Annotated in this window: 15 protein-coding genes; 7 read left to right on the top strand and 8 right to left on the bottom strand. The window is 46.6% G+C overall.

The window, feature by feature from the left end; translation table 11 throughout:
* Positions 1 to 3 precede the first annotated feature (3 nt).
* Entirely contained in the window at positions 4 to 1,422 is a 1,419-nt protein-coding gene (gene cysS / locus FEK30_RS04005) for a cysteine--tRNA ligase (RefSeq protein WP_138071951.1), read from the top strand.
* A 79-nt stretch (positions 1,423 to 1,501) separates the two neighbouring features.
* Entirely contained in the window at positions 1,502 to 1,954 is a 453-nt protein-coding gene (locus FEK30_RS04010; protein WP_138071953.1) for a nitrate reductase associated protein, read from the top strand.
* On the opposite strand, the gene FEK30_RS04015 is transcribed toward FEK30_RS04010, so the two are convergent.
* Positions 1,947 to 3,071 carry a PDDEXK family nuclease gene (locus FEK30_RS04015; protein ID WP_138071955.1) on the bottom strand — a complete coding sequence of 375 codons (1,125 nt, stop codon included), beginning with the start codon at positions 3,069 to 3,071 and terminating at the stop codon, positions 1,947 to 1,949. The genes FEK30_RS04010 and FEK30_RS04015 overlap by 8 nt on opposite strands.
* Positions 3,072 to 3,142: 71 nt before the next feature.
* On the opposite strand from FEK30_RS04015, the gene dnaA reads away from it, so the two are divergent.
* Together dnaA and FEK30_RS04025 are read left to right on the top strand one after the other, a co-directional pair.
* Positions 3,143 to 4,492: a chromosomal replication initiator protein DnaA gene (dnaA, locus tag FEK30_RS04020; RefSeq protein ID WP_062431512.1), complete on the top strand. Its 1,350-nt coding sequence runs from the start codon at positions 3,143 to 3,145 to the stop codon at positions 4,490 to 4,492.
* 73 nt (positions 4,493 to 4,565) lie between these two features.
* Positions 4,566 to 5,495 (top strand): cobalamin-binding protein, encoded by a 930-nt coding sequence (locus tag FEK30_RS04025; RefSeq protein ID WP_138071957.1) that lies wholly within the window; start codon positions 4,566 to 4,568, stop codon positions 5,493 to 5,495.
* A 478-nt stretch (positions 5,496 to 5,973) separates the two neighbouring features.
* Here the strand turns inward: FEK30_RS04025 and nrtS2 are convergent, their stop codons facing one another.
* The 6 genes from nrtS2 to FEK30_RS04060 all read right to left on the bottom strand — a co-directional run bounded on the left by nrtS2 (position 5,974) and on the right by FEK30_RS04060 (position 8,779).
* Positions 5,974 to 6,252: a nitrate/nitrite transporter NrtS2 gene (gene nrtS2 / locus FEK30_RS04035; protein ID WP_030008056.1), complete on the bottom strand. Its 279-nt coding sequence runs from the start codon at positions 6,250 to 6,252 to the stop codon at positions 5,974 to 5,976.
* A 41-nt stretch (positions 6,253 to 6,293) separates the two neighbouring features.
* Positions 6,294 to 6,548: a nitrate/nitrite transporter NrtS1 gene (gene nrtS1, locus FEK30_RS04040; protein WP_030008055.1), complete on the bottom strand. Its 255-nt coding sequence runs from the start codon at positions 6,546 to 6,548 to the stop codon at positions 6,294 to 6,296.
* A 34-nt stretch (positions 6,549 to 6,582) separates the two neighbouring features.
* The gene (locus FEK30_RS04045) at positions 6,583 to 7,275 is read right to left on the bottom strand and encodes an N-acetylmannosamine-6-phosphate 2-epimerase (protein ID WP_138071960.1); all 693 of its coding nucleotides are present in this window, start codon (positions 7,273 to 7,275) and stop codon (positions 6,583 to 6,585) included.
* 18 nt (positions 7,276 to 7,293) lie between these two features.
* Positions 7,294 to 7,938, bottom strand: a complete 645-nt coding sequence (gene purN, locus FEK30_RS04050) for a phosphoribosylglycinamide formyltransferase (protein ID WP_138071962.1) — start codon at positions 7,936 to 7,938, stop codon at positions 7,294 to 7,296.
* A gap of 92 nt (positions 7,939 to 8,030) precedes the next feature.
* On the bottom strand, positions 8,031 to 8,372 hold the full coding sequence (locus FEK30_RS04055) for a phosphomannose isomerase type II C-terminal cupin domain (RefSeq protein WP_045442496.1): 342 nt from the start codon (positions 8,370 to 8,372) through the stop codon (positions 8,031 to 8,033).
* 47 nt (positions 8,373 to 8,419) lie between these two features.
* Entirely contained in the window at positions 8,420 to 8,779 is a 360-nt protein-coding gene (locus FEK30_RS04060; RefSeq protein ID WP_012305651.1) for a Spx/MgsR family RNA polymerase-binding regulatory protein, read from the bottom strand.
* 111 nt (positions 8,780 to 8,890) lie between these two features.
* Here FEK30_RS04060 and FEK30_RS04065 point away from each other — a divergent pair, with 111 nt between their 5' ends.
* Both FEK30_RS04065 and FEK30_RS04070 read left to right on the top strand, forming a co-directional pair.
* Positions 8,891 to 9,973 (top strand): class I fructose-bisphosphate aldolase, encoded by a 1,083-nt coding sequence (locus FEK30_RS04065; protein WP_138071964.1) that lies wholly within the window; start codon positions 8,891 to 8,893, stop codon positions 9,971 to 9,973.
* A 219-nt stretch (positions 9,974 to 10,192) separates the two neighbouring features.
* Positions 10,193 to 10,762: a Uma2 family endonuclease gene (locus FEK30_RS04070; protein WP_138071966.1), complete on the top strand. Its 570-nt coding sequence runs from the start codon at positions 10,193 to 10,195 to the stop codon at positions 10,760 to 10,762.
* A 10-nt stretch (positions 10,763 to 10,772) separates the two neighbouring features.
* Here the strand turns inward: FEK30_RS04070 and FEK30_RS04075 are convergent, their stop codons facing one another.
* Complete coding sequence (locus tag FEK30_RS04075; RefSeq protein ID WP_138071968.1) at positions 10,773 to 11,510, bottom strand: Holliday junction resolvase-like protein; 738 nt, start codon at positions 11,508 to 11,510, stop codon at positions 10,773 to 10,775.
* 141 nt (positions 11,511 to 11,651) lie between these two features.
* Here FEK30_RS04075 and FEK30_RS04080 point away from each other — a divergent pair, with 141 nt between their 5' ends.
* Positions 11,652 to 12,677: an IS5 family transposase gene (locus FEK30_RS04080; RefSeq protein ID WP_138071033.1), complete on the top strand. Its 1,026-nt coding sequence runs from the start codon at positions 11,652 to 11,654 to the stop codon at positions 12,675 to 12,677.
* Positions 12,678 to 12,771 lie beyond the last annotated feature (94 nt).

A 12,771-nucleotide genomic window follows, 5' to 3' on the forward strand; every position in this document is an offset into this window, starting at 1 on the left:
ACCATGTCCCTCAGTCTTTACAATACCCTCCATCGCCGTTCTGAACCCTTTGAACCCCTCGAAGCTAATCGGGTGCGGATGTACTGCTGTGGGATTACGGTATATGACTATTGCCACCTGGGTCACGCACGCACCTGTTTGATCTGGGATGTGGTGCGACGTTACTTGCAATGGTCGGGCTATGAGGTGCATTACATCCAAAATTTCACTGATATTGACGACAAAATCCTCAATCGGGCGCGGGCGGAAAAAAGTTCCATGGGGGCGATCGCCGAAAAATTTATCGAAGCCTATTTCGAGGATATGGAAGCGCTCCACATTCAACCCGCCGATGAATATCCTAGGGCAACCCACAGTTTAGATGGGATTCAAAAGCTGATCCACGACCTCGAACAACGGGGTTTTGCCTATGCCTCCCAGGGAGATGTGTACTATGCGGTGCGCAAGTTTGATGGCTATGGGAAACTCTCTGGCCGCAAATTAGAGGATATGCAAGCAGGAGCCAGCGGTCGCGTCACAGAAGATCCTGATGCGCCGAAAAAACATGACCCCTTCGATTTTGCCCTCTGGAAAGCTGCTAAAGCAGGGGAACCCGCCTGGGATTCCCCCTGGGGTTCCGGTCGTCCCGGTTGGCACATTGAATGTTCGGCGATGGTGCGCGATCGCCTAGGGGAAACCATTGATATCCATGTGGGGGGCAGTGACTTGATTTTCCCGCACCACGAAAACGAGATCGCCCAGTCGGAAGCCGCAACGGGTCAGCCTTTAGCAAAATATTGGCTGCACAATGGCATGGTGAAGGTGGAAGGGGAAAAAATGTCCAAATCCCTCGGCAACTTCATCACGATTCGGGAGCTGCTGGAAAAATATGACCCGATGGCCGTGCGTTTGTTTATCCTCCAGGCCCACTACACTAAGCCCCTGGATTTCACCGACGAAGCCCTCACCGCTGCGACCAAAGGCTGGGAAACCCTCAATGATGCGCTGCTATTTGGGGCAGAACATTTGGATACGAACAATATCACTGCGGACAAGGGCATCCTGGCGAAATTTAAAGCAATTGTTGACAATGACCTCAACTTTTCCGGCGGCTTGGCGATTCTCTTTGAACTGGCGAAGGAACTAAAAAAAGAGAAAAATATCCTCGTCCACGAAGGCAAACTCCAGCAAAATCCGCAAATTCTCGCCTCTCTTTGGCTCACCCTTAAGGAATTGGCCGATATCCTCGGTTTTGTCCCGGAAACAAAGCAACAGGCCGCTGGTTTAACCGATGCCGAAATTGAAGCCTTGATCCAACAGCGCAAAGACGCCCGCGCCAATAAAAACTATGCAGAAGGCGATCGCCTCCGGGATTTACTCGCCGAAAAAGGGATTGTGCTGGTGGACAAACCAGGCGGTATTACCGAGTGGCACCGGGAGTAAAAAAAGAACTCTTAGTCCCCCTTATGAAGGGGGATTTAGGGGGATGTAAATTCTCAAACTTTTACTGAGGCAAAATCCCATGACAGATTTCTTTGGGTTCGAGCAGGACTTCATTGCATCGCTGCGCTGCATTCCGATGATCATGCGCTACAAACTCGATACCTGCGGCGTCAAAATGAAACTCGACCATTGGCACAAACTCACAGAGGCCGAAAAAACGCAATTGATTCAGATGCCCTGTGAAACCCCTGCTGAGGTGCAGCTTTACCACGAAACACTCCAAGGTCTGATTACAGAGAAAACTGGCACACCAGCCAAAGTCCTAGCCATTGACCCAAATCCCCCTTGGTTACAAACGGAAATTCCCGCCCAAGTGCTTGAAAAAGCCCGCAGTTGCAACGTAGAAATTACTTCCGATCAATGGCAAGCCCTAACACCCCTGCAACGGTTTGCCCTACTGAAGCTGAGTCGCCCCAGTCACGAAAATCATAACTTTGTCCCTGCTCTAAAGGAGTTTGAAGTTATCAATTAACATCAAACTTTTTCACCCATAGTTTCAATGCTATTTCTGCCAAAAACATCACAAGAGATTCCGCACTATCGAGGGGATTAGGCAGGTTTTCCATTGTGCAATATTTTACAAGATGTTTTGATAACTCATCTGGATTCCACTCACAGTCAAGATCAAGTTCTGCATACAAAAAATCATATATATAGAAACTCAACAAATGAGATGTTGCACCTCCCATCCATCCTTTGCTCTTCCCTTGTGTATTTCTTTCTAAGTGGAAGCAATTAAGATTCCCTTCTATCTTAAAACCTTCAATAAGAGGATACATTTGAAAATGTGAACTCGTCAGAGTATATCGACTGAATCTATAGGGCTTTGAGAATGAAATAGGTAGGCGGAAAGATATTTCTAACTCGTAACGAAAAAAATCCTTAAATAATTTTCTTTTGATAAACCTTAAATCAATACAGAAGTCCTTTTCATTTTTTCCAAATAAAAATAAGTTAGGGGTTCGTTTGATTTCACAGACTCTATGATCAAATGCTAGTATCTTTTCTCTGATTTTCAAAATAAGATGAGTGTCATAGTTTTTTTCACAACGAGCTAGTATGTTCAAAAAAGCTTGTGATGGTGGTGAGATTTCGTGATTACCCTCTAGCTTTGGTTTAAGAGGTGTTTCAAAACAGTGAATAGCATCTTCTTTGATTTTCTTCAATTTGAATTGTGGATGCAAGTCACCGACTATTGAAAATTGAAATAATTCAAATGCAAGTTTGTGATATAAGCAGTTAATTAAGGTTTCATCGTGAAATATAGGAGCAATAATAATTAAGATTGCAGGCTGGTCATAATCTATTTTATCTGGGAATGGCTTCTGTTTTGAAGTGGCATAATAGTATCTCGTTAACTGTTGAATAACATGCCGATCTCCTGCATTTTTAAGTTCTATAATTGCCAGTTCTTTATTTTTGGAAACGGCCAAGATATCACAAATGTTATTGTCGATGTAATGCTGTCTCTTGAGAGGAGTGAGATCAAAAATATCTTTCAGATTATCCCAGATAAAATTTTCCAGCTCTGCTTCACTGCCCAAATGCCATTGCTCTTGTTTTTTAATAAGACGATAACTTTGTTGCATGGAAAGAAAAGAATGTGTTTACAATTAAAAGAATAACTTTTTTTCAATATTGTTTATTTTATTTGAAATCTGTGGCGCAAGATCCCCAATGGCTTTGGCAAGAAGTCCTGACAAAACTTGAACAACAACTGAGTCGCCCCACCTACGAAACTTGGATTCAGCCGACGGCGATCCAACAGTGGCGAGAGGATGAAATCGTACTCTGTGCCCCAAATGCCTTTGTCCTGAACCATATCCAGAAATACTATGGTGCGTTGATCACCGAAACCATCGCCGAATTATTGCAGCAGCCCGTTAAGGTACGCCTCACTTCTCCAGAAGGGAATACCCTCGCAGCGACCCAGAGTTTCTATAGTTCCCGCAGTGGCCAATCGACCCGTCCAGGCAAAAAGACCCCAGAACTCAACTCGAAATATACGTTTTCGCGGTTTGTGGTTGGCCCAACCAATCGCATGGCCCATGCTGCAGCTCTAGCGGTGGCGGAATCACCGGGGCGGGATTTTAATCCCCTGGTGCTCTGTGGGGGGGTGGGTCTGGGAAAAACGCATCTCATGCAGGCGATCGGCCATTACCGTTTGGATACCCAGCCGGATGCGAAGATTTTCTATGTTTCCACGGAGCAATTTACCAATGATTTAATTGTTGCGATTCGCAAGGATAGTCTACAAACGTTCCGGGAGCATTACCGCACCGCCGATATTTTACTGGTAGACGACATTCAGTTCATCGAGGGGAAAGAATACACCCAGGAAGAATTTTTCTATACCTTTAATACTCTCCACGAAGCGGGTAAACAAATTGTCCTCGCGAGCGATCGCCCGCCGCATCAGATTCCAGGCTTGCAACAACGGCTGTCTTCCCGTTTTTCTATGGGTCTGATTGCTGACATCCAACCCCCCGACCTGGAAACCCGGATGGCGATTCTCCAGAAAAAGGCTGAGGCGGAAAATTTAAACCTATCCCGCTCGGTGATTGAATATATCGCCACCCACTACACGGCGAATATCCGCGAATTGGAAGGGGCGCTCCTGCGAGCAGTGACCCACATTGCGATCTCTGGCCTACCGATGACCGTCGAAAACCTCGCCCCCATTTTGAATCCGACGGTGGAATATGCTCCAGCGGCCCCGGATGTGATCTTGCAAATTGCCGCCGAAGCCACGGGGGTGAGCATTGAGGATTTGAAGGGGGCTTCTCGACGACGGGAAATTAGTACGGCCCGGCAAATTGCAATGTATTTGATGCGCCAACACACCGATCTCAGCTTGCCCCGCATTGGTGAACTGTTCGGTGGCAAAGACCACACTACGGTGATGTACAGTTGCGACAAAATTGGTCAGTTACTGACGAAAAATCAAAAAATCTCCCAATTGGTGAGCCAAATTAGCGATCGCATTAACCACCACCACCAAAACCTCTAGGGACAAGCGGCTCACATCGTGCCAAAAAAGACACCGCTACAATGAGCAGTAGTTCATCGATTGTGTTTTATTCATGGTTGCTTCCTACCGGATTGTTTCGCTCTTGCCCAGTGCCACCGAAATTTTAGATTGTCTGGGTTTAACTCCGGACGTGGTGGGCCGGAGCCACGAATGTGACTATCCCCCAGAGATTGGCGATCGCCCCGTGTGTACCGCTGCCCGCCTTGATTCAGAACGTCCCAGCGGCGAAATTGACCAAGAAGTTTTGGCGTTGCTCCAAGGAGCCTTGGGGATCTATGAAGTGAAGCTCGATGTCTTGCAAGCCCTACAACCCACCCACATTGTCACCCAAGATCAGTGCGATGTTTGTGCCGTCACCCTGGCCGATGTGCAAAAGGCGATCGCCCAGTTGAGTGATCATCCGCCGCAGTTGATTTCGCTCCAGCCCAATACCCTAGCGGACGTTTACCAGGATATTCGCCGTGTTGCCCAGCAGTTTAACCGCGATCCCCAACCCGTTTTGCAGGATCTACAACAGCGAGTACAAGCCTGCCAAAAACGGGGCAAGACTTTAGCAAAACGGCCCCGGGTGGCGGCCATTGAATGGATTGATCCCCTCATGGGCGGCGGTAATTGGCTCCCGGAACTCATTGAACTCGCGGGCGGCGAGAATATTTTAGGCAAACCGGGCAAACATTCCCCCTACATCAGTTGGGAAACCCTCCTGGCCAGTGATCCCGATGTGGTGGTGGTGATGCCCTGTGGTTTTGACCTCGAACGTACCCGCCAGGAAATGCTCGCCGACTTGGAGTTGCACCCTGAGTGGAAACAATTACGGGCTGTGCACAATGATCAGCTATTTATCTGCGATGGCAACGCTTATTTCAACCGACCGGGGCCGCGCCTTGTGGATTCCCTAGAAATTCTCACGGAAATTTTGCAACCGACTGGCGATCGCCTTTATCCAAAAACTGCCTGGCAAAAACTCTCTTTGCTCGAATAAGTAATATTTCAACAAATAGTAACTATCCAAAGAAATATTACATCTGGGCTTAGTTTTACAACATTTTCTATCAAGTTTATGTTGGCAAAAAAGGAATTATTAGGACAAATTAGGGGATATTTTCGCAAAAACGAGCATCCTCCCCAAAAAAGCATCCCTTTGGCTTCGCCTGGGAATTTGGCACATTAAAGACATAGCAAGATTTTGAGGGCAGGCGTTTCGTGATGTACCGCCGCTTTTCGATTCAAAAAATATTATCTAAGGTGAGGATGCTGTCTATGTGGCTCAAAATTAGGCACCTAGTCGATCCTGTATTTCAATATCTCAATCAACCCGTGGGACACACAGATCGGCATACCGTATGGAACCCGAATCGGTTTTGGTATCTCTATAAAATCAACCTGTTAGAAAAATGCTGGCAAAAAGAAGCGGCCAACAAAGGCCAACATACCTATTAATCTTTTAACTTTGATGCCAGTTACGACGTCAATTTTTGGGGATCTGCTTGGGAACTCTCCTGGGTCGCTTCAGCTTCGGCTCGCAGTCGGCTGACTAATTGACCATGGACATTGACACAGTAGGGCACACAGTAGGTTATGGCCGCCGCCAGCCAGCGGGTACTGGTCATGGTGCCATTCAACACAGCAACACCATGGTTAATACAAAAGTGGACAGTTCCCACAAACAGGGCAACCCGGATCGCCGTTGGTCGAAAGGTGCGATCGCCTAAGGCCCGGAAATAGATTGTCAAGCGCATCGGTGCAATCCCCAAACTAATAAAAAAGTGGCTCTAGATCTTTATGGCTCGGAAGAAGGGTGGGCTTTGGCTTGCTGGCGCATCCGGCTGGCTATTTGGCCGTGGAGATTGACGCAGTAAGGCACAAAGTAGGTCAAAACCATGGACGTCCAACGGGTCCGGGTCATTGTCCCATGGAGAAAGGCACTACCGTGGTTAATGCAAAAAATCACAGTGCCCACAATTAGGGCGACACGGATGGCCGTGCTGTGGAGGGTGCGATCGCCCAGGGTCTGAAGATAACTTTTTAGGCCCATCGGTGAACCTCTAATTTGTATATCTGAATTTTACTCACGGGTGGCCTGGGGCGATCGCCTGACAAAATTTTTGTGCCAAGAGATCAACACCGGTAATCGCTGTCCCAACAACGACGCTATCAGCCCCCAATTGGAAGGCTTTTTGCAGCATTTCTGGGGTGTGGATGCCTCCTTCGCAGATGATCGGCTGGTCAAAATCCTGGGCAAGTTTTTCAAGCAACCCAAAACCAGGGGGCGTTAAATCTTTGGTTACTCCCGTATAGCCGTAGAGGGTCGTCCCCAAAATATCAGCACCAGCTTGGGCGGCCCATTGAGCATTTTCGTAGGTGTCGAGATCCGCCATCACCAATTTGCCTGTTTGCTGGTGAATCCCGGCGATCAGATCCGCGAGGGTTTCTCCGTTCGGGCGGGGGCGGGCCGTGGCATCAACGGCAACAATATCGGCTCCCGCTTCGACCACCGCCAGGGCATCTTCTAACCGGGGGGTAATGTAAACATCTGATTCGGGAAAAGTACGTTTCCATAGACCGATAATCGGGATCTGGGGTAGTTTGGCCCGCACAGCGCGGATGTGTTCGGGGCTATCGATGCGCACTCCAACGGCTCCTTGATTGACGCAAACTTGGGCGATCGCCGCAATCATTTCAGGGTCATGGAGGGGAGAATCAGCGGGGGCTTGGCAGGAAATAATCAGGCGATTTTTAAACTGGGCAATCAGATCAGACATGGGCTTGATGGGAAATTTCTAGGAATATTGGGACACAGCTAAGGCGATCGCCGCCGGAAAAATACGATGTTCTTGCACTTGAATTCTGGCGTGGAGCGTTTCAGGAGTGTCATCGGCCAAAATGGGCACTACCGCCTGCATAATAATGTTGCCGCTGTCTACTTCTGGGCTGGCAAAATGTACCGAACAGCCCGTCACTTTTACGCCAGCCGCCAATGCTTGTTCCACAGCGCGAATCCCTTTAAAACTGGGCAATAGACTGGGGTGAATGTTTAAAATCCGATTTTCGTAGCCCGTGAGCAAAACATCCGTAACGATGCGCATCCAACCCGCCATGATGACCCACTCCACCCCATGCGATCGCAAGACTTCTAAAATCGCTTGGTCACAGGCTTCCCGGGAGGCAAAATCCCGGTGGTTAATCAGTTGGGTTTTCGTGCCAAATGTTGCGGCCCGTTCTAAAACCTTTGCTTTGGGGTTGTTGTAGATCAGAATCGGAATTTCCGCCTTGAGTTGATTTTCGGTAATGGCCTTGGCGATCGCCCCGTAGTTACTGCCGCTACCGGAGGCCAAGACTCCCAACTTTACCGGACGGGATAAGGGCACATCCGCCAGGGTCACAGGGGGAGAAATTAAAGCAGAATTTAGCGTAACATTACCCATCAATCGCGGTAATCCTCGGAAGTACAACCACTAAGCATATCGGTTCCCTAGTCGAAAGTCAGATATTTTTGCTCGGTGGCGTCGGGGTGGAGCTAGGCAGAATCGCGATCCTCGAAACGAATAATATCTTCGTCTCCCAAAAATTCGCCGTTTTGAATTTCGATCATCACCAGATCAATGACCCCTGGATTTTCGACCCGGTGCCTGGTATTCATCGGGACATAGGTAGATTGGCGGGGAGTCAAGATAATTTCTTGGTCGTTGCAAATCACCTTCGCTGTCCCGGAAACGACGACCCAATGCTCGCTGCGATGGTAGTGCATTTGGGTGCTGATGTGGTGACCGGGTTTCACTTCGATGCGGTTAATGCGGTAGCGATCGCCTTCTTCGAGAATCGTGACTTTGCCCCAGGGGGGTGTGCGGGTTTCAAGCATAGGGATAGGTTATAGATTCAGCGGGATTTCAAGATTATTTTAAAGGCTTACTGAGTACCGAGGCGATCGCGCAATTCCGTTTCACTCGCCCGAAACCCCACCAAGACCGCTTTGTTATCCCGCACGAACAAAGGCCGTTTTAAGAGCATTGCATCTTGACTAAAAGCCTCGATCCACTGGTTATCATCCCAGGTTTTCTTTTCTTCCCCCAAGGCCCGATAGGATTGCCCAGAAGTATTGCGCATCGGTTTGCTGCCGAGGTCACTGACCCATTGGGCGATCGCCTGCCGAGTTGGCGGTTGTTCTTTAGTATTGATAAATTCGTAGGAAATTCCGGCTGTTTCTAGCCATTTCAAGGCTTTTTTACAGGTGTTGCAGGTGGGAATGCCGTAAACTTGCAGGGCCATTTTGATCGGTTAAACAAAAGATAACTTCGTTTATTATCCATGATCCTCAGGGCGGCCCACTTTGGCAGAAGTGTTACAACGGAACTGTAGCAAGTCCCCACATTTTTCACCATGACGACGACCATTTCTGCCGAAAAATCAATTGCAGCTTGGCTTGGAGAGGAAGCAGAAAGTCTCTTGGGTCACAGCGCGAAAATTAATCAAAATCTGCTCACTCTCCCCGGGGCGGATATCGTGGAACGGGTCTATGCCCAGAGCGATCGCCCCACTCCAGTCTTACGTTCCTTGCAACAACTGTTCGGTACGGGACGGTTGGCGAATACAGGCTATCTCTCAATTTTGCCCGTCGATCAAGGGATTGAACATTCCGGTGCGGCTTCCTTTGCCCCAAACCCGATTTATTTTGACCCCGAAAACATTATCCGTCTAGCCATTGAAGGGGGCTGTAACGGCGTAGCGACGACCCTCGGTGTGTTGGGGATGATGTCCCGCAAATATGCCCACCGCATCCCGTTTATCGTCAAACTGAACCACAATGAACTGCTCACCTATCCCAACGGTGCGGATCAAATTATGTTTGCGACGGTGGAACAGGCTTGGAATTTGGGGGCGATCGCCGTCGGTGCAACGATTTATTTTGGCTCCCCAGAATCGAGCCGACAAATTCAAGAGGTTAGCCGTGCCTTTGCCCGCGCCCACGAGCTAGGAATGGCGACGATTCTCTGGTGTTATCTGCGCAACGATGTGTTTAAACAGGACAAGGATTACCATTTGGCGGCGGATTTGACGGGACAAGCGAACCACATGGGCGTAACCATTGAGGCGGATATTATCAAACAAAAATTACCAGAAACCAATAACGGTTACGGGGCGATCGCCAAAGCGACGGGCCAAAAATACGGCAGAACCCACCCCAAAGTTTACGACGAACTCACCAGTGATCACCCCATCGATCTCACCCGTTATCAAGTGTTGAACTGTTATGGCGGGCGGGCTGGTTTAATTAATTCCGGTGGCTCCTCCGGCGAAAACGATTTTGCCCAAGCGATTCGCACCGCCGTGATCAATAAACGCGCGGGCGGTTGTGGCCTAATTTCTGGTCGTAAAACCTTCCAACGACCCATGGCAGAAGGGGTTAAACTCTTTCACCTGATCCAAGATGTCTATCTTGATTCTGAAATTACCATCGCTTAAGGGGGTGTCGTCCTGGGGTGAAGGAGGACTGTTCCTTAAATATTGATCAAGTCTCAGTAATGATTGCCATGGCATTTTTTAGCAGGTTTAAGCAAAAGACAATTATGCGCGTTTTTTAGTCTGCCAAAAGCACCCTTAGCTCGTCATCTAATACCGCTTAAGTATCTTTGATTCCAGAAATGCTATAACGGTGAATATCCCGATTGCAAGAAAGACTATATGGTTATTGCTGAAGAAAAATTTCCCCGATTCACTCCTGACGAATATTTACGTTGGGAGGAACAGCAAGCCGAAAAATACGAATATATCGATGGTCAAATCTATGCTATGGGGGGCGGCAACAAAAACCATAGTCTAATTGCCGTGAGGCTGTCGAGTTTATTTTTTAATCATCTGGATGGTAGCGGTTGCGAAACCGGAAATTCTGATCTCAAAATCAAAATTCCTAACAGCCATAACTATACCTATCCAGATATCAGCGTCACCTGCGATGAGCGAGATCAGTCCACCACCCAATTCATTACATATCCTTGTCTGGTTGTCGAAGTTTTATCAAAAAGCACTGAGGCTTATGATCGGGGTGGCAAATTTAGACTCTATCGCCAAAATCCGGTCTTAAAAGATTATTTACTGGTGAGTTCTACCGCCATTGAGATGGATTTGTATCATAAGAATAAATCAGGAGAATGGCTGATCACTAACTATCAAGCCGGAGATATGATCACCTTAGAAAGTATTGGCCTCACTTTTTCTATTGAGCAAGCTTACCAAGGACTAAAGTTATTATAATTTTATATATTTAATCAATAAGCCCTAGCTTTCTGAGTCGAGAGCGAATGCCTCCTGGTTGCCTTTGTAATTCTTGACTTAAATCTTCAATGGTTGAACCTTCCTGGAATTTTTGTTTCAGTACTCTTTCTTCTTCCTCAGTCCAATATGTATAGGCTTTGGGATATTTGTTCCGCTTCTTCTGAATTAAACTTTCTGATGAATTATTCTTGATATTCCTGTTGGTGCTGGCTTCAAACTCAGAGCAGGAATCAATATCAATACGAACAGTTTCAAAGGCGATTCTACCTTCTTCTACTGCTTTTTCGATAGCCTGCTGCATCCTTGAAAGCTGAGACTTTCCCGTTTTAATATCTAAAATTATGATTTCTAATCCATCAACATTAGCATCATTATCTCTTATATTTGTATAACCATTAAACACAATATAATCAATTGGATCACCTAAAAATCTTGCATCTGATGGTAAATATTGAAAATCCGGAATAAGAGGGGCCATTTGTTCTGCGATTTTTCCTTTGATTACAGAGCGACTGATGTCTAAACTGTGCTTTGTCGCTTTTTTGGTAGATTCTTGTTGTTCAAGTTCAAGTTTTTTGAGATTTAATTCGTATGTTTTTTCAATATTTCTAATTTTCGCTTCATACTCTCGAATTATTTGATTATTCATCGATTTGCGCATTGTGATGAAAGTAATCAAATAACCAGTCACAGAGCCGATAATAAAACCAAGAATAAGGTTAAGCATTAAAAACAAGATGATTCATGGGTACTAGTTGCGTAATCATACCAGAAACAAATAACTTAAGGGGATCTCGAAAAATAGCTTGAAGCGAAGCAAGAATATGAGATCATAGATACCAAAGTATCGCCAAAGCAGTGTCTCAAGATGAGTCAATTAGGATTCTGGGATTGGGAAAAACGACATCAGTATTTGGAGGAGAAACAAGATATCCTCGTCAAGCTCAATGAATGGATTCCTTGGGAAGAATTTAGAGAGATTCTCAATCAGGTTCAACCAAAAGAGAGAAAAAGTAAGGCGGGCAGGAAAGCAATAGATCCCGTACGAATGTTCAAATTGCTGATACTGCAAAGGCTCTACGGTATTAGTGATGAAGCTCTAGAATATCAAGTCAATGACAGGCTATCATTCATGAAGTTTGTCGGTTTGGGCATCGAAGATAAAGTACCAGATGCGACAACAGTCTGGCTATTTAGACAAAAGCTAGTAGAGCAAAAGCTAGCGGCAGCACTGTTTGAGAAATTTGAAGGCTATTTGCAAAAACAAGGATATCAAGCAGAAGAAGGACAAATAATTGATGCAACACTCATCCCAGTACCGAGACAGCGCAATCGTCGGGAAGAGAATGAAGTAGTGAAATCAGGCAAAATTCCCGAAGACTGGAAAGATAAGCCCAGGAAAAAGCGACAGAAGGATTGTGATGCTCGCTGGACAAAGAAAAATCAGGAGAATCACTTTGGCTACAAGAACCACATCAATGTCGATGTGAAATATAAACTCATCAGAAAATATGCAGTGACAGCAGCTTCAGTGCATGACAGTCAAATGTTTGCGGCAGTCTTGGATGGCAGTAATAGAGGGGATGGCATCTGGGCAGACAGTGCTTACCAAATCCAAGTACGGGAAAGAGTATTAGCACTGATGGGTATGGACAGTCATATTCATGAGAAGGGGAACCGTAATCATCCCCTAAGTGAGACACAAAAAGCCAGAAATAAAGAACGCTCTCATGTCCGTTCGAGAGTGGAGCATATCTTTGGTACTTTTGTGACCTCTATGGGGGGCAAGATGGAAAGGGTGATTGGTCATGCTCGTATTGAGACACAAATTGCCCTGAAGAACTTAGCCTACAACTTCCGACGGTACGTCTACTTGCAGCAATCTTGTGCCTAAAATCAAAAAAAATGGAGGCAAATAGGGTGAATTGACAACATCATATGAGCAAATATTTTTGCTTTTATGCTGTGACTGATAGTTTTTCTCAAAG

Origin of the sequence: Picosynechococcus sp. PCC 11901 (genome assembly GCF_005577135.1) — a bacterium.
Lineage (GTDB): Bacteria > Cyanobacteriota > Cyanobacteriia > Cyanobacteriales > MRBY01 > MRBY01.